Source organism: Thalassobaculum sp. OXR-137 (assembly GCF_034377285.1).
In the GTDB taxonomy this organism is placed as follows: Bacteria; Pseudomonadota; Alphaproteobacteria; order Thalassobaculales; family Thalassobaculaceae; genus Thalassobaculum.
The window spans coordinates 595435-614197 of sequence record NZ_CP139715.1 but is presented as its reverse complement, the minus strand read 5'-3'; the positions used below and the strand labels follow the sequence as shown (position 1 = coordinate 614197).

18 protein-coding genes are annotated in these 18763 nt (G+C 66.8%); 6 read left to right on the top strand and 12 right to left on the bottom strand.

What is annotated here, in order from left to right; translation table 11 throughout:
* Positions 1–130: 130 nt before the first annotated feature.
* Both T8K17_RS02960 and T8K17_RS02955 read right to left on the bottom strand, forming a co-directional pair.
* Complete coding sequence (locus T8K17_RS02960) at positions 131–1141, bottom strand: alpha/beta fold hydrolase (protein WP_322333015.1); 1011 nt, start codon at positions 1139–1141, stop codon at positions 131–133.
* A 185-nt stretch (positions 1142–1326) separates the two neighbouring features.
* Complete coding sequence (locus T8K17_RS02955; protein ID WP_322333014.1) at positions 1327–3012, bottom strand: methyl-accepting chemotaxis protein; 1686 nt, start codon at positions 3010–3012, stop codon at positions 1327–1329.
* Positions 3013–3386: 374 nt separating this feature from the next.
* Here T8K17_RS02955 and T8K17_RS02950 point away from each other — a divergent pair, with 374 nt between their 5' ends.
* Positions 3387–5042, top strand: a complete 1656-nt coding sequence (locus T8K17_RS02950) for a PAS domain-containing sensor histidine kinase (RefSeq protein WP_322333013.1) — start codon at positions 3387–3389, stop codon at positions 5040–5042.
* A gap of 13 nt (positions 5043–5055) precedes the next feature.
* Here the strand turns inward: T8K17_RS02950 and T8K17_RS02945 are convergent, their stop codons facing one another.
* The 4 genes from T8K17_RS02945 to T8K17_RS02930 are packed head-to-tail and all read right to left on the bottom strand — an operon-like array spanning position 5056 to position 8678.
* On the bottom strand, positions 5056–6252 hold the full coding sequence (locus tag T8K17_RS02945; protein WP_322333012.1) for a mandelate racemase/muconate lactonizing enzyme family protein: 1197 nt from the start codon (positions 6250–6252) through the stop codon (positions 5056–5058).
* A gap of 12 nt (positions 6253–6264) precedes the next feature.
* Positions 6265–6678 carry a VOC family protein gene (locus T8K17_RS02940; protein WP_322333011.1) on the bottom strand — a complete coding sequence of 138 codons (414 nt, stop codon included), beginning with the start codon at positions 6676–6678 and terminating at the stop codon, positions 6265–6267.
* Between the two features lie 57 nt (positions 6679–6735).
* Positions 6736–7581, bottom strand: coding sequence for a CAP domain-containing protein (locus T8K17_RS02935; protein ID WP_322333010.1), 846 nt, complete (start codon positions 7579–7581; stop codon positions 6736–6738).
* Positions 7582–7622: 41 nt separating this feature from the next.
* Entirely contained in the window at positions 7623–8678 is a 1056-nt protein-coding gene (locus T8K17_RS02930; protein WP_322333009.1) for an SDR family oxidoreductase, read from the bottom strand.
* Positions 8679–8845: 167 nt separating this feature from the next.
* Between T8K17_RS02930 and T8K17_RS02925 the strand changes: the two genes are divergently transcribed.
* Positions 8846–9556, top strand: coding sequence for a hypothetical protein (locus T8K17_RS02925; RefSeq protein WP_322333008.1), 711 nt, complete (start codon positions 8846–8848; stop codon positions 9554–9556).
* A 26-nt stretch (positions 9557–9582) separates the two neighbouring features.
* On the opposite strand, the gene T8K17_RS02920 is transcribed toward T8K17_RS02925, so the two are convergent.
* From T8K17_RS02920 to mtaB, 4 genes are read right to left on the bottom strand one after another with little or no spacing between them, the layout of a single operon-like run.
* A complete protein-coding gene (locus tag T8K17_RS02920) occupies positions 9583–10143 on the bottom strand; it encodes a DUF2061 domain-containing protein (RefSeq protein ID WP_322333007.1) in 561 nt (186 codons plus the stop codon).
* Positions 10144–10148: 5 nt separating this feature from the next.
* Positions 10149–10739 carry a transcription elongation factor GreB gene (greB, locus tag T8K17_RS02915; protein ID WP_322333006.1) on the bottom strand — a complete coding sequence of 197 codons (591 nt, stop codon included), beginning with the start codon at positions 10737–10739 and terminating at the stop codon, positions 10149–10151.
* A gap of 55 nt (positions 10740–10794) precedes the next feature.
* A complete protein-coding gene (gene ftsY / locus T8K17_RS02910) occupies positions 10795–11742 on the bottom strand; it encodes a signal recognition particle-docking protein FtsY (protein WP_322333005.1) in 948 nt (315 codons plus the stop codon).
* A gap of 25 nt (positions 11743–11767) precedes the next feature.
* Positions 11768–13063: a tRNA (N(6)-L-threonylcarbamoyladenosine(37)-C(2))-methylthiotransferase MtaB gene (mtaB, locus tag T8K17_RS02905; protein ID WP_322333004.1), complete on the bottom strand. Its 1296-nt coding sequence runs from the start codon at positions 13061–13063 to the stop codon at positions 11768–11770.
* 126 nt (positions 13064–13189) lie between these two features.
* Here mtaB and T8K17_RS02900 point away from each other — a divergent pair, with 126 nt between their 5' ends.
* Positions 13190–14263: a tartrate dehydrogenase gene (locus T8K17_RS02900; RefSeq protein ID WP_322333003.1), complete on the top strand. Its 1074-nt coding sequence runs from the start codon at positions 13190–13192 to the stop codon at positions 14261–14263.
* A 156-nt stretch (positions 14264–14419) separates the two neighbouring features.
* Here T8K17_RS02900 and T8K17_RS02895 read toward each other — a convergent pair whose 3' ends face one another.
* Together T8K17_RS02895 and dapF are read right to left on the bottom strand one after the other, a co-directional pair.
* Positions 14420–14953, bottom strand: coding sequence for a 2'-5' RNA ligase family protein (locus T8K17_RS02895; protein ID WP_322333002.1), 534 nt, complete (start codon positions 14951–14953; stop codon positions 14420–14422).
* A gap of 10 nt (positions 14954–14963) precedes the next feature.
* Complete coding sequence (dapF, locus tag T8K17_RS02890) at positions 14964–15821, bottom strand: diaminopimelate epimerase (protein WP_322333001.1); 858 nt, start codon at positions 15819–15821, stop codon at positions 14964–14966.
* A 100-nt stretch (positions 15822–15921) separates the two neighbouring features.
* Here dapF and T8K17_RS02885 point away from each other — a divergent pair, with 100 nt between their 5' ends.
* From T8K17_RS02885 to T8K17_RS02875, 3 genes are all read left to right on the top strand, one after another.
* Positions 15922–16989, top strand: coding sequence for a malate/lactate/ureidoglycolate dehydrogenase (locus T8K17_RS02885; protein ID WP_322333000.1), 1068 nt, complete (start codon positions 15922–15924; stop codon positions 16987–16989).
* Positions 16990–17085: 96 nt separating this feature from the next.
* Positions 17086–18165: a bifunctional DNA-binding transcriptional regulator/O6-methylguanine-DNA methyltransferase Ada gene (ada, locus tag T8K17_RS02880; RefSeq protein WP_322332999.1), complete on the top strand. Its 1080-nt coding sequence runs from the start codon at positions 17086–17088 to the stop codon at positions 18163–18165.
* 68 nt (positions 18166–18233) lie between these two features.
* Entirely contained in the window at positions 18234–18659 is a 426-nt protein-coding gene (locus tag T8K17_RS02875) for a carboxymuconolactone decarboxylase family protein (RefSeq protein WP_322332998.1), read from the top strand.
* Positions 18660–18763: the final 104 nt, after the last annotated feature.

Below are 18763 nucleotides of genomic sequence, written 5' to 3'. Positions count from 1 at the left end.
CACCGTCATCCATCCACCCTGCCGTCATCCTGATGCACATCAGGATCAAGCTACCGACCACGCAGCGGCTCGGTCCCGGCCTCGCCCCGGGTCGGGCCCGGGGACGAGCCGGGATGACGGTGACGTTTTCTCAGCCGAGCAGGTCCGCCACCGCCTGACGCAGCACCGCCTTGTCCGCCGGGTTGAGGTTGGGGTTGCCGGCCCGGTGGCCCCAGTCGGAGACAATGGGGCGGAACTCGGCGTTCGGCATCTGCGCCGTCTCGCGCTCGCTGTCCAGCGCGGTGAAATACAGGTCGGTGGTCGACGGCATGATGATGCTCTTCGCCGTGATCGCGCCGAGCGCCTTGGCGAGATCGCCCTTGTGGATCTCGTTGTCGGAGATGTCGGAGCGGTACCAGGTGTCGAGGCTGGCCAGCAGGTCGTCGCCGCTGCGCCGCAGGAAGTTGCCCTCCCAGCTTCGCACCAACCAGTCCTCCAGAGAACTGAACCCGGCGCCGCGCCACATCTCCTCGCGATAGAAGGCCTGACTCATCGCCCAGCCGGCATAGACCCGGCCCATGGCCCGCAGGCCGGTGACCGGGCGGTCGCGGAAATGGGTTCCGGCCCAGGCCGGATCGGCGGTCAGCGTAGCCCGGACCCCTTCCAGGAACACCTTGTTGTGCGGCGAGGTCCTGGCGCTCGTGCACACGGCGCAGATCCGCTCCACCATGTCCGGGAACAGGCTGCCCCAATGCAGCGCCTGCTGGCCGCCCATCGACCAGCCATAGATCAGAGCGACCGTCTCGGCCCCGAACGCCTCCTGCACCAGCCGCTTCTGGGCGTGGACGTTGTCCCAATGGGTGAAGACCGGGAAGCGGCCATGGCCGAACGGCTCGGGCAGGGTGCTCGGGCTGGTCGACAGCCCGTTGGTGAACATGTTGGGGATGACGATGAACCAGTCCGTCGGATCCAGAACCCGCCCCGGGCCGATCAGCCACTGGGTGTCGTAGTGCTGGGCGCCGTAGGACGTCGGATACAGCACCAGGTTCGAGCGGTCCGGCGCCAGGGTGCCGTAGGTCTTGTAGGCCAGCCGCAGGTTGGGGACGGTCGCCCCGTGCTGCAGGACGGTCGGGCCGAGATCGAAATAGGCGTAGTCCGGCATGGGACGCTCCGGGTTCGGACGGGAGCGGCGATTAGACCACGGTTCTCGCTTTGTCCAACAGGCCCGGAAGCATCTGACGATTTTTCAAACACTATTGAAATATCTTCCGAACGTGCGTTCTCGTTCAGGCTCGGAGGAGAAGGTGCGTCCGGACGGGGCTTCGGCCTTCCGGACGCACCAGCAGATCAGCTTGCTTGCAACTCGGCCAGGAACTTGTCCACTTCGACGCGGAGCGCTTGCGATTGGTTCGACAGTGTTTCTGAGCGGGTAAGCACCTCTTTCGCCGCTTGGCCGGTGCTCGTTGCGCCGGAGCGGACGTCGCTGATCGTGGTTGTTACTTTGTTGGTCGCGGCAGACGCTTCCTGAACGTTGCGGGCGATTTCCTGTGTCGAGGCGTTTTGCTGTTCGACAGCGGAGGCAATACCGCCGGCGTTCTCGTTTATCTGCCGGATGACGGAGGTGATCTCCTCGATCGCTGCGACCGTGTCCGTCGTAGATCCTTGCATTGCGGTGACTTGAGCGGAGATTTCGTCGGTGGCCTTGGCGGTCTGGTTGGCGAGGTTCTTGACCTCAGACGCGACGACGGCAAATCCCTTTCCCGCATCGCCGGCACGGGCCGCTTCGATGGTGGCGTTCAGGGCCAGCAGGTTGGTCTGCTCCGCGATCTCCTGGATCAGGCTGACGATGTTGCCGATCTTGGTTGCCCCTTCGGCCAGCGCGGCGACTTTGGTGTTGGTGGCTTCGGCGGTCTCAACGGCCCGGCGCGAGATCGAATTGGAGTCGCTGATCTGACGGGTGATCTCGCCGATCGAGGCTGAGAGTTCTTCGGTCGCCGACGCGACGGTCTGGACGTTGGTCGATGCGTCATCCGATGCGGTGCCGACGGATGTAGCGAGCGCGTTGGCCTGTTCTGCTGTGGACGACATCGTCTTCGCCGTCTCCTGCAGCTCCAGTGCTGAGGCGGACACGCCTTCGATCACGGTTCCGACGCTGGTCTTGAACGACTCTGCAAGGCGGCGCATGTCTTCGCGCTTCTCCTCGGCCGCCTGGCGATCGCGTTCGGCCTGTCGCACGCCCATTTGCTCTTTCTCGACGGCCGACGATTTGAAGGTCTCGAGGCTCCGGATGATGTCGCCCACTTCGTGGCGATCCTTGGTCGTTGGGATGTCGACGGATAGATCGCCGGCGGCAAGCCGACGCATGGCGTCGGTAGAGGCACGAAGCGGGCGGAATGCGGCCACAGCCCAGGCACCCAGCGCAAGCGCCAGCAAAAGGGCGATAGAGAAGGCTGCGAACATGAAGAGCTGGAAGCCGTCCGCCGTGTTGCGTACCTCGGTACCTTCGGCTCTGTTAAACTCTTCCTGCAGATCGATAAACTGGTTGATCTGCGCCAGCCACCGAATGAACAGGGGTCGCGCCTCATCCATCAGAATCTCATGCGCCTGGACGACGTCACCATCTCGCCGCAAGCCGATGATCTGCTCAATGAGCGGGAGGGTTTCGGCCTCGGTCTTCTGGATGGCGGCCAGGATTTCTAGCTCTTCCGCAGTGCTGTTGTTCCGCGCAGCGAAGATCTCCTGCATGCCGGTTGCCGCCTCGGCGTAGAATGCCTCAAGCTGCCTGATCTCCTTGATCGCGGCATCGCGCTCGGCATCTGTCTCGAAAAGGACGACGTCTCGGATAGAAATCGCACGGTCATGAACGCTGCCGCGGAAGTTGATGGCATACCGCTGTTTCACGCTGTTGACGTCATTGATGATGCCGAGACTGGCGCTGATCGAATTGACCTGAACCACGGCCACGACCGCCAGACCGAGCATCAGCAGGAGAACGCCAGCGTAGCCGAGAAATATCCGGTGTATGATGCGCATGTCGGTGACTCTGTATAAGTGAAAGCGATCTCGAATGAGGACGCGGAACACATACGTGCCGAGCCGTTAAAAGGATTATAATTTACGGCTAAAAACTCTGATCGATTCGATAGGCAGAAGCTATCGTTCGGTTCGCTGTTGCCGCGAGCAGATGCCTGGCTCGCAACAGCCTGAACCTTTTGATATCGAGCACTTCCGAGGGAAGTGGCCGCCGGGTGTCGGCGACATCTTCGCCCGGGCGGCCGTGTGACCGGCATGGACGGATGTCCCTCCGATCCGGCCGGGGGCGAAAGACGCAATTGGCCCACAGGGTCGTGGCGGTTACCATCGCGTTCGTTGATATGCCGCCGTGCACGCGCCGGGGAGGGTGCTGGTTGACCTTCGGAGTTGATTTCTGGATCGCCACGGCCGTGGCGGTTGGGGCAATTGCCGTATCAGCCTGGCTCTGGAGCCGTGTGAGGTCGCTCGCCGCCGCCCAACGGACCTCCGCCGCGGAAGTCGACCGGTTGCAGTCCTTCATCGCGGTGTCCTCCGACTGGACGTGGGAGCAGGACGACCAGTTCCGGTTCACCTATGTCTCCGACACGGTGGTCGACATCCTCGGCCTCTCGGCCGCGTTCTGCCTGGGCAAGACCCGACGCGAGGTCGCGCCAGAGTCCCTGGATAACCTCGCCTTCGTCGTGCACGAGCAGCAACAGGCCCTGCATGCGCCGATCCGCAACCTGCGCATGCGTTTCAAACTGCCCAACGATCAGATCCGCTATGTGGAGATCGACGGCGATCCGGTCTTCGACGCCGGAGGCCGGTTCATGGGCTATCGCGGCGTCGGGCGCGACGTCACCTTTCTGGTCGAGGCGGAGCGGGAAGCCTCGGAGACCCAGCGCCGGTTCCTCAGCGCGATCGAGGCCCGCTCCGAGGGGATTTCGTTCTGGGATCGCGACGACCGGCTCCGGCTCTACAACAGCGCCTATATCACCCTGGCAACCGGTGCCGAGAGCACCCTGCGCGAGGGCGTCTATTTCCAGGACTACCTGCAGGCGTCGGTGAACAGCGGTGTGATCCCCGATGCCGTCGGCCGGGAGGAGCAGTGGATCGCCGACCGCCTGGAGATGCGCAAACGTGCCCCCAGCAGTCATGAGATGATGCGGGGCGAACGCTGGCTCAAGGTCAGCGAGTTGCGGACGTCCGACGGCTGGCTGCTGCAGACCGTGCTGGACATCAGCGAGGCCAAGGAGCGCGAGTCCGCCATGCGCCGAGCCGTGGCCGAGGCGGAGATCGCCAACCGCGCGAAGATGGAGTTCCTGGCGGTGATGAGCCACGAGCTGCGCACGCCGCTGAACGCCATCATCGGCTTCTCCGACGTCATCCGGAACCGGGTGCTGGGCGACGCCATGGACACCTACATGCGTTACGCCGAGCACATCAACGAATCCGGCACGCATCTGTTGGCGCTGATCAACGATCTGCTCGACGTCTCGCGCATAGAGGCCGGACGGCTCGAGCTGGAAGAGACCGCCTTCAGCGTCAGCGAGCTCATGGGAGAATGCGCCCGGATGCTGCGGGTCCGCGCCGACGACAAGGATGTGGACCTCACCACCGATGCCGGCGAGCCCAGCCTGGGGCTGCATGCCGACCGCCGAGCCGTGAAGCAGATCATCGTCAATCTTGTGTCCAATGCCATCAAGTTCACCACCGCCGGAGGCAAGGTGCACCTGCGGGCGACGCTGGACGAGGTGGGGCAGGTGCGGATTGTCGTCTCGGACACCGGCATCGGCATCCCTGCCGATCGACACGAGGTCGTGTTCCGGCCGTTCGAGCAGTTGGAAAACGCCCATTCCCGGCGCCATGACGGCACCGGGCTGGGGCTCTACATCACCCGCAATCTCATCGAAGCCCATCGCGGCGCGATCGCCTTGGACAGCGTGGTCGGCGACGGCACGACGGTGACCGTGACTTTCCCGGCGGAACGTACCCTTGAACTGCGGGCCGAGCCGTCCGTGGCCGCCGGACGGTCTCCGGTCTCGGACTGAGGCCGGCTCCGTTTCAGAGGGTGCTGCGGCGGACCTGCGCGTCCGGCCGCTTGGCGATGTCCGGGATCAGCTCCAGGCCGAGCCCGGGCCCGTCCGGTGCGCGGATCCGGCCCTTCTCCACCGGCGGCAACTGGGTGACCAGCTCGCCGTACCAGCCGTAATAGAAGGCCCGCACCATCTCCTGAATGAAGCAGTTCCGGGTGTGCAGCGCCAGATGTGTGGAGGCGGTCAGCGCCACCGGGCCGGTGCAGTCGTGGAACGCCACCGGCACGTGCCAGGCATCGCAGAGTGTGGAGATCTTGCGCCCCTCGGTCAGCCCGCCGCACCAGGTCAGGTCGGCGATGATGACGCTCAGGGCGTCGAGCTCCACCAGATAGCGGAAGTCGGCCTTCCCGCCCCGGGTCTCGCCGACGGCGATCGGCGAGGTGGTGGAGCGGGCGACCTCGCCAAGGCTGCCCAGGTGGTCCATGAACACCGGATCCTCGACCCAGAGCGGACCGATCTCCTCCAGGGCGCGGGCGATCTTCACCGCGCTCGGCCGGTTCCACATGGAGTGCAGCTCGCACATGATGTCCATGCGGTCGCCGACGGCGGCCCGGATCTTCTCGAACGGCTCCAGCCCCTTCTTCAGGTCGGAGGCCGAGATGTACTGGCCCTGGCTCGCCTCGGCGGCGTAGTCGAACGGCCAGATCTTCATGGCGTCGATGCCCATCTCCAGAAGCGACTGGGCGAGCTCGTCGGCGTTGTTCAGGAAGGCATCCAGATCCTCATAGGGCCCCTCGGCGCCGCCGAGGCCGAAATTCTGCGTGCCCTGGACCGGCTTCTGGCGGACGTACTGATAGCCGGCGCAGGTGTTGTAGACGCGGATGTCGTCGCGGCTGGCGCCGCCGAGAAGCTGGTGGATCGGCTGGCCCGACGCCTTGCCCCAGAGATCCCACAGCGCGATGTCGACGGCGGAGCGGCCGCGCTGCTCGGCGCCGGCGCCGGTGAAGCCGACATAGCCGATCAGGTTGGCGTGATGCCGCTCGATCTGCAGCGGGTCCTGGCCCAGCAGGTAGGGGGCGATGATGGCGTGGACATGGGCCTCGGCCGACTGGGCGCCGTAGAAGGTTTCGCCCAGCCCCTTCAGGCCTTCGTCGGTTTCGACATGAACCCAGAGCAGGTTCGGGAATTCATCCAGGCGGATGGTCTCGATGCCGGTGACCTTCACGGTGTTCCTCCCTCATGCCGACACGCCGGTCAGCTCCACCCCGTTGCCGTCGGGGTCTTTCATGTAGATCGACGGGCCGTCGCCGCGCGCGCCGAACCGCACCTTGGTCTCCTCCGGCGCCACGCCCTTGGAGACCAGATAATCGCGGATCGCCGCCTCGTCGAAGGTCGCCAGCTTGATCGCCACGTGATCGACGTTCGGCGCGCCGTCCGGGGCCGGGCCGCCGGCCTGGCCCAGGGTGCCGTTCACGTCCACCAGGTCGATCATCGAGCCGCCGGCATCCAGATGCCACAGTCCCAGCGGTTCGTTGTGCTTGGCCACCTTCAGGCCGAGCACGTCGCGGTAGAAGGAGAGCATCGCGTCGATGTCGCGGGCGCGCAGCACCACATGGTCGAGACCGGCGAGGGCGAGGGGGCTATCGGTCATGGGAACCTCCAGAATGGAACGCCAAGGCTACGACCCTGCCGCCCGCCTGTCACGCCGTCACCGCTTGCCGAAAACCGCGACCCAGAGATGGGGCAGGACCAGCGCGCCCTTCTTGATCGGGCCGTAGCGGTAGGCGATGCCGATCTCGTCGAATTCGATGCCGTAGAGGGTCTTGGCGTGGCCGGGGCTGGAGTCCCAGGCCTCCACCGCCAACTGTGCCGAGCCCTGGCCGGCCGCCGTGTTCTCCGCCGCCCAGTCGAAGTCGTAGCCCACCGCCTTGACCCGGTCGATCAGGGACGGGCCGCCGGGGCTGCCATGGCCGATATAGCTGTTTGCGGCCATGTCCTCGGCCTGCATCTCGGCGGCGCGCATGAGCTTGTCGTTGATCCGCACCGGGCCGATCCCCTTGCGGGCGCGCGCGGCATTGATCTGGCGCAGCAGTTCGGCCTCGGCATCCGGCACCGGGGCGGGGGTGTCCTGGGCGACGATGATCGACCAGGCCTCCGCCGTCAGCCCGCCATTGGCCAGGCGGAACATGTCCTCGTGGAAGCCGACACCGATCTGCACCCTGCCCGGTGCCGCCAGCACGTCGGCCATGGACTGGGTGCGCAGGACTGCCTTGGCCAGGCTCCAGTGCTCCGGCAGGTTGCTGACGGCGACGGCGCTGAAGACGGGTGTCTCCACCCCAGCGCGCTGCAGCCAGATGCCGGCATCCGTGCCGTCGGGAGCCCGCACATCGACATAGCCGCGCTGGACCATGTCGCCCACATGGGCCTCGGCCGCCTGCATCAGGGCGGGCGCCTCCACCAGCGCCGGCAGGCCCCGGCTCAGCCGATCCTGGTTCAGGGCGCCGATCAGTTCGGCCCGCGCGTCGGCCAGGGCGGGCAGGGCCGCCACCGTCATCAGCAGGGCGACGGCGGCGGCGCAGAGGGATCGCAGACCGCTCAGGGCACCACCTTCATGTCGCGGAACTCCTGGAAGATGCGCAGGAACATCTCGTCGGTGCGCAGGCAGTCGTGGAAGCCGTGCAGGCGCAGTTTCAGCGTGTCGGTCATCACGTCCCAGTCGGTGCCGAAGACGTAGTCGGCGAAGGGCCAGGCGGCCACATCCTTGTAGGGGATCTTCTGAAGCCCGTACTTCTCGACGATGCTGTCCCACAGCGGTCCCTTGTCGGCCATGAAATCGGTCAGGGAGATGGTTTGCAGATCTCCGACCTCCATGTCAAAGAACCGCGCGAACTGGCCCCACACATTCTTCCAGCGGAAGAAGTCGCCATTGGTGATGTTGAACACGTTGTTCGCCGCGTTCGGATCGGTGCCGCACCAGACCATGGCGTTGGCCAGGTGCTGGTTGTCGCAGACCTGATAGACCGCCTCGTAGGCCCCCGGCTTGCCCGGGAAGCGCAGGGGCAGGCCCAGCTCCTTGGAGATCGTGGCGTAGACCGCGATGCAGGTGGTGATGTTCATCGGGTTGCCGAGCGCGAAGCCGCAGACGGTCTGGGGCCGCAGGGCGGTCCAGGTCCACGTCTTGCCCTTCTGGGCCGCGCGCAGCCACATTTCCTGGTCGTAGTAGAAGTTCGGCAGCATGTGCGGCGGGTCGGTCTCGCGGGCGGGCGTCTTGAACGGCCCGAGATGGGAGCCGTACCACTTGTTGCCCTCGATCAGGTGGACATGCTCCAGCCCCGGCGATGCCTTCTCGATCGGCTCCACCGCGTTGACCAGCATCGCGAGGTTCGGTGCGGAATGCTCCGCCCAGGTCGGGCGGGCCTGGAAGGCGCAGTAGAAGACATGGGTGACGTCGGTGAGGGCGCCGAGCTTGGCTTCCGCGTCGGCCCGGTCGAGCAGATCGACGGAGATGTAGGAGGCGGGGCTGTCGAAATCGGGCGCGCGCCGCGACAGGCCGACGATCTCCCAGCCGCCGCGTCGTCCCAGATCCTCGATCAGTTTGCGGCCGATCACGCCGAGCGCGCCGACCACCACCGCCTTCTTCCGATCCGCCATCATCCACTCCCTGAATTTGTCTTTCTAATTGGCCGGCATGGTGGCCGCGGCAGGCAACCAGGGTCAATGCACGGAGTTATACCCGATAGGAATGCGTGGAGCGGGGGTCTGAATCGTGACACCATCCGCGCCTCCGCCCGTCCTGTAGGCTGCGTGACGTCCCGACGATGCTGAAATTCGTCCTGCTGACTGCCCTGTTCCTTGCGATCCAGCAGCCGATATCTCCGGCGAAGGCAGCCCAGGGGGCGCCGGAGGTGGTTCAGGCGACCCTGAAGGAGATCATCGGGGAGCTGGCGGGCAATCAGGTGGTCGACCAACGCTATTCCGATCCGCTTCGGGCGGAGATCAAGCGGCAGCGCGACTTCATCGTGCCGACCCTGACGGCGGCGGGGCCGCTCAAATCCGTGACCTTCATGGACTCTACCCAACCCGCCCCGGACCAGCGGGTGCACCGGTTCCTGGCCGAGCACGAAAACACTAGTTTCGTGTGGACCATCTCGCAGGATGCCGCCGGCGTGGTCACGCTCCTGGTTCTGGCACCGCCCAATGTTCCGGCCAGCCCGGAGGAGAAGCGCACCGCTCTGGCCGGCGCCACCCTGACCGAGATCATCGGCGAGTTGCGCGACGGCAAGATCGACAAATCCCGCTATTCCGCGGCGCTCCACAAGGAACTCCAGAACCAGCAGGATATCATCGTCCCCAGCCTGGTGGCGGCCGGTCCGCTGCTCACGCTGAAATTCCTGAACGCCACCCGCTCCGAGAAGGGACAGCAGATCAACCAGTTCCTCTCCGAGCACGAGCACGCGGATTTCCTGTGGACCATCTCGATGGACCGCAAGGACGTGATCACAATGCTGATCATGCAGCCGGGGAGCTAGAGCGCGACCGGGTCCGGGAATGCGGCCTAATAGGCGATCTCCACGGTGTGCGGTTCCGGTGCCGCGTTGATCGGCCAATACAGAGACCAGGCGAGATCGTTGATCAGATAGATGGAAAGATCCCCCACCGCGCTGACCGCGGTGAACCCGGCTGCCGTGGCCGGATCGGCGGTGAACAGCAATCCGAGCCCGTAGTTTTTTGCCGAGCTGACGACCCGAAAGCTCGTCGCGCGGGCCGGAAGGGTCCAGCCGCCGAGCGGCTGCGGATCGCTGAAACCCAGATCCCAGGCCGTCTCGTGGGTATAATACGCCACGGTCGACAGGGCGGCGTTGGTGAGGATGAAGGCCGGGGCGGCCGCCACGGTCCCGCCCAGCATCGCGCCGTAGAGGACGATGTCGAACCCGTTGGCCATCACCTCGTAGGTGAGGGTCTTGTAGAGGTTCCGCTCCCAGACCTCGGACATGCCGGTATCGGCGGTCGCTTGTGTCTGTGCGGAGGCCTGCGAGACACTCGACAGCCAGAGCCCAGCCGCCAGGACCAGGGCCAGTGCGCCGACGTGCCGTCGTCGCTGACGCCTCACCGCCATCGGGATCAGTCCGTATCGTAGCGGACGGCGACGACCTCGAGCTCCTTGGGGCCCTGGGGCGCGTAGACGGTGACGGCATCACCGACCTCCGCCTTCATCAGCGCCTTGGCGATCGGCGAGATCCAGCTCACATCGCCCTTGTCGGTATCGGCTTCGTCGACGCCGACGATGCGGATCGTGTGCTCGGTCTCCGAGCCGTCGTCGTGTAGCTCGGCATAGGTCACGGTCGCGCCGAAGAACACCCGGTCCAGATGGGTCTGCAGTGCCGGGTCGACTGGTTCGGCGGTGTCGATCCGCTTGGACAGGTAGCGCATGCGGCGGTCGATCTCGCGCAGGCGCTTCTTGCCGTAGATGTAGTCGCCGTTCTCCGAGCGGTCGCCGTTGCCGGCGGCCCAGGACACGACCTCCACCACCTTCGGCCGCTCAACGCTGCGCAGATGCTTCAGCTCGGCCCTCAGCGCCTCCAGCCCTTTCGGCGTGATGAGGTTGCGGCCCAACTGCGCATCGAGCGCCTCCTCGGCGTCGTCATGCACCTCATCGGTCTCGTCCCAATCGTCGAGCCCGCCATCTTCTTCTTTTACGAATGCCTTGTTCATGGGCGCAGTCTAGCCGCAGACCGGCCGCGAGGACAGGGGCGCGCCGAGGAGGACCTTACCCCTCGATCCCCATCAGCGAATTGGCGAAGGCGCGGGCCTCGAACGGGCGCAGGTCGTCGGCCCCTTCGCCGACGCCGACCGCGTGCACCGGCAGGCCGACGCTCTGGGCCAGGGCGACGACCACGCCGCCGCGGGCCGAGCCGTCCAGCTTGGTGACCACCAGGCCGGTGATGTCGACCATCTCCTTGAACGCCTTCACCTGGGCATGGGCGTTCTGGCCGACCGTGCCGTCCAGCACCAGGACGGTGGCGTGGGGGGCGGTAGGATCCTGCTTCTTGATCACCCGGACCACCTTGGCGAGCTCGTCCATCAGCAGGGTCTTGTTCTGCAGGCGGCCGGCGGTGTCGATCATCAGCACGTCGGTGCCGGCGGCCTTGGCGGCGGCCAGGGCGTCGAAGGCCAGGGCGGCGGCTTCGGAGCCGTGCGGCTTCTCGATCACCGGGACCTTCGCCCGCTCGCCCCAGACCTTGAGCTGTTCGATGGCGGCGGCGCGGAAGGTGTCGCCGGCGGCCAGCATCACCGACTTGCCCTCGCGGGTCCATTGATGCGCCAGCTTGCCGATGGTCGTGGTCTTGCCCGACCCGTTGACGCCGACCATCAGCACCACGAAGGGCTTGTGCCCGACCGGGTCCAGCGGCTTGGCGACCGGGCCCAGGATCTCGGCGATGTCCTCGGCGAAGGCGGCGCGGACCTCGTCGCCGGTGACTTCCTTGTCAAATTTCTCGCGGGCCAGGTTGCCGGTCAGCTTCATCGCCGTCTCGACCCCGAGATCGGCGGTGATCAGCAACTCCTCCAGCTCTTCCAGCGTGGCGTCGTCCAGCTTGCGCTTGGTGAACAGCCCGCCGATGCCGTCCACAAGCCGCTTGGACGACTTGGACAGGCCCTCGCGCAGGCGGGCGAACCAGCCCTTTTTCGGGGTGCCGTCGGTCTCGGTATCGGTCATGCGGAGGGGCTCTTTATCTGGCAGCTCATGCGGCGGCCCGGGCTGTCCGCTCGCCGATCAGGACGGTGCCGTCGCGGCCGGTGACGGTGACCTCGACGATCTCGCCCGCCGCCGCACCGCCGGCGACCCGGATCTCGGCGAAGCTCTCGCCATGGCCCATGCCGTCGCGCTCGACCAGCACCCGCTCCGCCGTGCCGATGCGGGTGTCGAGCCAGCGCGCCAGGTTGTCGGCGCCGATGGCCCGCAGCTCGGCCGCGCGCGCCTTGCGGGCATCGCCATGGACCTGGGGCATGCGGGCGGCCGGGGTGCCGGGACGCGGGGAATAGGGGAAGATGTGCAGGTACTGCAGCCCGAGATCGCGCAGCAGGGCGGCCGTGTTGGCGTGCATCTCGTCGCTCTCGGTCGGGAAGCCGGCGATCACGTCGGCGCCGAAGGCCACGTCCGGGCGCAGGGCGCGGGCGCGCTCGACCACCCGGATCGCGTCGTCGCGCAGATGGCGGCGCTTCATGCGCTTCAGCACCATGTCGTCACCCGCCTGCAGGCTCAGATGCAGATGCGGCATGAACCGCGGCTCGCTCTCCAGCAGCCGCCAGATATCGTCGTCCAGCTCCACCGGATCGACCGAGGACAGGCGCAGCCTCGGCAGCTCCGGCACCAGGGCGAGCAGGCGGCGCACCATCTGGCCGAGCGACGGCTTGCCGGGCAGGTCGCCGCCATAGGAGGTGATATCGACCCCGCTCAGCACCATCTCGCGATAGCCGGACGCGACCAGGGTGCGGACCTGCTCGACGATCACGCCCATGGGCACCGAGCGGCTGTTGCCGCGGCCGAAGGGGATTACGCAGAAGGTGCAGCGGTGGTCGCAGCCCTGCTGGACCTGGACGATGGCGCGCTCGCGCCCCTGGGCCTCGGTGACCAGATGGGCGGCGGTCTCGCGCACGCTCATGATGTCGTTGACCAGGATCCTCGGCGCGTCGTCGGTGGCCGGCGCGTTCCAGGTCTCCGGCCGCAGCTTCTCCTCGTTGCCGACCACGCGGGCGACGCCGGGGATGGCGGCGTAGCGGTCCGGGTCGATCTGTGCGGCGCAGCCGGTGACGACCACCTGGGCGTTCGGGTTCTCGCGGATCAGCCGGCGGATCGCCTGGCGCGACTGGCGCTCGGCTTCCGAGGTGACGGCGCAGGTATTGACCACGATGGTGTCGCCGGCACCGGACGCCGCCAGGTGGCCCTGGATCAGGTCGGACTCGTGCGCGTTCAGCCGGCAGCCGAAGGTCTCGACCCGGTGAGAGGGAGCTGTCGCGGTGTCAGCCTGATGCGCCATAGGGCGGTAGATGCCTGCACGGGGGGCGGAATGCAAGACTCCGGGCATGATCGGGCGATTGTGGATTGCCGCCCTGCTCCCCTACATTGCGCCGATAAACAGAACGTCGATGCGTGAGGAAGCCCCATGAAGACCTACAAGATCGCGGCCATTCCGGCCGACGGTATCGGCCCGGAAGTGATCGCCGCCGGCCTGCAGGCGCTGGAAGCGCTGGAGCGGCGCGACGGGTCGTTCAAGCTGGAGGTCGAGCATTTCGACTGGGGCTCCGACTACTACAAGAGGCACGGCGTGATGATGCCGGAGGACGGGCGCGACCAGCTCAAGCCGTTCGACGCGATCTTCTTCGGCGCGGTCGGAGCGCCCGACGTGCCGGACCACATCACGCTCTGGGGCCTGCGCCTGCCGATCTGCCAGGGCTTCGATCAATACGCCAATGTGCGGCCGACCAAGATCCTGCAGGGCATCACCTCGCCGCTGGCTGGCGTCGGGCCGGGCGACCTGGACTGGGTGATCGTGCGCGAGAATTCCGAGGGCGAATACGCCGGCAACGGTGGCCGCACCCACCGCGGCATGCCCGAGGAGGTCGGTACCGAGGTGGCGATCTTCACCCGTGTCGGCGTGACCCGGATCATGCGCTACGCCTTCAAGCTGGCCCAGTCGCGGCCGCGCAAGCTGCTGACCGTGGTGACCAAGTCGAACGCCCAGCGCTTCGGCATGGTGATGTGGGACGAGATCGCCGCCGAGGTGGCGCAGGAATTCCCGGACGTCACCTGGGACAAGATGCTGGTCGACGCCATGACCGTGCGCATGACCCTGAAACCGAAGAGCCTGGACACCATCGTCGCCACCAACCTGCATGCCGACATCCTGTCCGACCTGGCGGGCGCGCTGGCCGGCAGCCTCGGGGTGGCGCCGACGGCGAATATCGATCCGGAGCGGCGGTATCCCTCGATGTTCGAGCCGATCCACGGCTCGGCCTTCGACATCACCGGCAAGGGCATCGCCAACCCGGTGGCCACCTTCTGGACGGCGGCGCAGATGCTGGAGCACCTGGGCGAGCCCAAGGCGGCGGCCCGGCTGATGGAGGCGGTGGAGAAGGTGACCGAGGAGGGGATCATCACCCCGGATATCGGCGGCACGGCGACGACCCAGCAGGTGACCGACGCCGTCTGCGAGGCGATCCGCGCGTCGAATATATAGGGCGCGCTCTTCTCTCTATTCTACCCGACTTCCTGGACTGCCCGAAGGGCTGATCCAGGACCGAGCCCATACCCTTGGGCGTGCCACGGTCCTGGATCGACCCTGCGGGATCGTCCAGGAAGTCGGTGGTGGGGAGAGAGGGGAGAGCGGAGCGCCCTACCCCCTGAGCGCCACCTCGGCGAGCCGTCTCGGCGCCTCGCCCTCGCTCAGGCGGAACAGTTCCACCGTGTCGAGCCGGGCGCGAATCTCGATGTCCTGGGCGTTCAGGTCGTCGACCAGGGCCTTGGCCAGCTTGGCCTCGCCGAAGCGACCCAGGGTGATGTGCGGCACATAGGGCAGGTCGAGGCGCAGCACCTCGGCGAAGGGCCCGCTATACAGGTAGTCGTGCAGCCGGATCAGCGCGCCGTTGCCGGCATCGGGCACCAGGTAGACGTAGGTCTCGTCGGAAAACTTGTCGAGCCAGGGCATCGCCGCACGGAAGTTGAGGTCGATCGGCGCCGTCTCGCCGGCCACGGTCGCCAGATGGCTGGTGGCGCTGGTCGGGTCGGTGGCGTCGGTCGGGAACACCAGGGTGACATGGGCGCCGAGCCCCTCCTGGAAGATCGCGCCGCGGTGGCGGCCCCGCAGGGCGTCGATCCAGGCCCGGTCGGCCGCGGCCATGGCCGGACGGCCGAGCACCACGAGGCTCATCGCGCGCTCCTCAGGATCCCAGGGACGAGAGGTCGAGTGTGCCGGAGAAGCTGGTCGCCACCGGTCCCGTCATCTCCACATGGCCGTCCTCGCGCCAGGTAATGTCCAGCACGCCGCCGTCCAGCACGACGCTGGCGGAGCGGCCGGGGATCATGCCGCGCCGGGCGGCGGCGACCACCGTGGCGCAGGCGCCCGAGCCGCAGGCCTGGGTGATGCCGGCGCCGCGCTCCCACACCCGCATGCGGAGGCGATCGCCCCCCTCGGAATCAGGTGCCAGCACGCTGACGAACTCGATATTGGCGCGTTCGGGGAAGATCGGGTTGGTCTCGATCGGCGGGCCGATGCGGGCGAGGTCGAGCGCCTCGACATCTTCGACAAAGAACACCGCATGCGGGTTGCCCATGTTGACCATGGTCGCCGGCCCATAAGCTTCGGCCCCCGGTATGGTTACGTCCAGCGTGTCGGTCTCCCCGGCGATCGGGATCTCGTTCCAGGCGAGGTTGGCCTTGCCCATGTCGACGGTCACCCGCCCATCGGCGGCGCGCTTGCAGATCAGCCCGCCGACCACGGTCTCCAGCACGATCTCCTCCGCCCCGGCCTCGTCCATCAGCAGGGAGGCCACACAGCGCGTGCCGTTGCCGCAGGCCTGGGCCTGGGAGCCGTCCGGGTTGTGGATCGCCATATAGGCCAGCCCGCCGTTCTTCGGCGGTAGGATGGTGAGGAACTGGTCGTAGCCAACCCCGCGGCGGCGGTCGCCCACCGCACGGTACTGCGCCACGCTCAGGGCGGCGTCGGCCTTGCGTCCGTCGACGACGACGAAGTCGTTGCCGAGGCCGTGCATCTTCAGGAAGGGCAAATTCGTGCTCATGACGCCTCATATAGAGACGGTGTAGGCTCGGCTGCAAGCGTACCTTGAACAGCCGTCCAACATCGTCCAACCAATCAAACAAAGAACACGAGGGAGTGAGATGCCGATCACCATCGGACACGAGCGCCTGACCGATATCGTCGCCGCCATGATGCAGGGGGCGAAGAGCTCGCCTGAGGAAGCCCGCACCATCGCCGAGAACCTGGTGACGGCCAACCTGATGGGCCATGACAGCCACGGCGTCGGCCTCGCCCCGCGCTACATGAAGCATGCGCTCGCCGGCACCATGAACCCGGGCGCCCGGCCGTCCGTGGTCACCGACAACGGCGCCTATCTGCTGCTCGACGGCAATATGGGCTACGGCCAGACCGTCTGCCGCGAGGCGATGGAGATGGCGATCGACCGGGCGAAGAAGACCGGCGTGTGCATCATGGGCCTGCGCAAGACTCACCACATGGGCCGGATCGGCGCCTGGGGCGAGATGGCGGCCAAGGCCGGGCTGATTTCGATCCACTACGTCAACACCACCGGCCACCGGCCCTACGTGTCGCCCTGGGGCGGCTACGAGGCGAAGTACTCGACCAACCCATATTGCACGGCGATCCCGGCCACTGACGACCACCCGATGATCGTGCTCGACATGGCGACCTCCCGCGTCGCCCAGGGCAAGGTCCGCGTCGCCTATTACGCCGGCAAGAAGACTCCGGCCGATGCGCTGGTCGGTCCGGACGGCAAGCCGACCGACGATCCGACCGTGATCTTCGAGGAGCCGTTCGGCGCCATGCTCTCCTTCGGCCAGCACAAGGGCTACGGCCTCGCCATGATCTGCGAGATCCTGGCGGCCGGCCTGACCGGCGGCGGCACGGCCCGCGAGGAGCTGATGAGCCAGAACACGATCTGCAACAACATGCTGACCATCGTGATGGACCCGGCCGGCTTCGGCGCCGACATCCCGTTCAAGTCGGAGATCGACCAGCTCGTCGGTCACGTCTCCACCGCCAAGGTGGCGGTCGGCCACGACAAGATCCGCTTCCCCGGCGATCCGGAACGGGAGACCTCGGCCGAACGCACCGCCAACGGCATCCCGATCGACGACAACACCTGGGCGGAGATGACCGAGGCCGGAGTCGAGGCCGGGATGGACAAGGCCGATTTCTCGGTGAACTGAGGGGTCTGATCTTCTCCGCAAGAAGCGGATGGAGGGGCCTCGGCCGTCGGTTCAGGGTAGGATCATCACGAGCGATGGAGATCCGAGATGACTGCGATGACGGCTGAGGTTCGCACACCGATGGACGACGACGCCCGGTATAAGGTCGTTGTCGCCCGCGATAAATCCTTCGACGGCGCCTTCATCGTGGCGGTGCGCACGACCGGCGTTTACTGCCGGCCCTACTGCCCGTCGCGCACGCCGAAGCGCGAGAACGTGAGCTTTTACCGGACGCCGGAGCAGGCGCGGACCGCCGGCTACCGGGCCTGCCGCCGCTGCAAGCCGGACGAGTCCGCCGCCCCGGACCCGCGCCTGGACGCGGTGCGGGCCGCTTGCCGGGCGATCGAGAGCGCCGAGGACGAGTGCCCGAGCCTGGAGGCTCTGGGGGCCGCGGCGGGGCTCAGCCCGTTCCATCTGCAGCGCAGTTTCAAGGCGGTGATGGGCATCAGCCCGCGCCAGTACTGGGACGCGCGCCGGCTCGGTAAGCTGAAACAGAACCTTAAATCCGGCGAGGGGGTCGCCATGGCGCTGTACGGTGCCGGCTACGGCTCCTCCAGCCGGCTCTACGAAAAGGCGGGGGCGCAGTTGGGCATGACACCGGCAAGCTACGGCAAGGGCGGCGAGGGGGCGGTGATCGCCTATGCCTTCGCCGATACGTCTCTGGGGCGCGTCATCGTCGGGGCGACCAAGACGGGGATCTGCTTCGTCGGCATCGGCGATACGGACGAGGCCCTGGTGGAGGAGCTGCGCGGCGACTTCCCCAACGCCACCCTGGCCGCCGATCCGGGCGGGCTGGGCGAGACCCTGGGCGAGGTCGCCGGGATGCTGGAGGGGCGCGAGCCCCATGCGGATCTGCCGCTCGACATCCGCGGTACGGCCTTCCAGCGTCAGGTCTGGCAGGCGCTCACCGACATTCCCATGGGCGAGACCCGGACCTATGCGGAACTGGCGGCCCAGATCGGCCGGCCCAAGGCGATCCGGGCGGTGGGCAGTGCTTGTGCCAACAACCCGGTGTCGCTGATCGTGCCCTGCCATCGGGCGGTCGGCACCGACGGCACCCTGCGCGGCTACCGCTGGGGCCTGGAGCGCAAGCGCAGGCTGATCGACACCGAGGCGCGCGAGGCGGAGAAGGCTTAGAGCATCCGTTGACGCGGGGCGGGCGGTTCTGCCCCACTGGGAAAAACAACCCCAGGGAGGAGCCGCCCATGTCCACCGAACCCGCCACCGTCGTCATGGTCGAATACGAGAACGCGTCGGACGAGGTCCGCGCGGTGTTCGACGACATCATGGCGACCAAAGGCATCGGCTTCGTGCCGAATGCCTGGAAGGTCTTCGCCTCCCATCCGCCGACCCTGAAGCGGCTGTGGTACGGGCTGAAGGAGGTCATGGCGCCGGGCGCGCTCGACCCGAAGTTCAAGGAGATGATCGCCGTCGCGGTCTCCGTCACCAACGGCTGCGACTACTGCACCCGCAGCCACACCGGTGCGGCCCGCAAGCTCGGCATGACCGACGCGGAGTATGGCGAACTGCTCGCAGTGGTCGGTATGTTCAACCAGACCAACGCGCTTGCCGAGGCCTACAAGATCCCGGTGGACGACGTGTTCCTGCGGCCGTGGTCGGACCAGGGGTGAGGGGGTAGCCCTCTCTCACCCACAACGGTCATCCCGAACTCGTTTCGGGACCTGCCGGCAGATGACCGAGTGAAGGTCCCGAAACAAGTTCGGGATGACGGTTG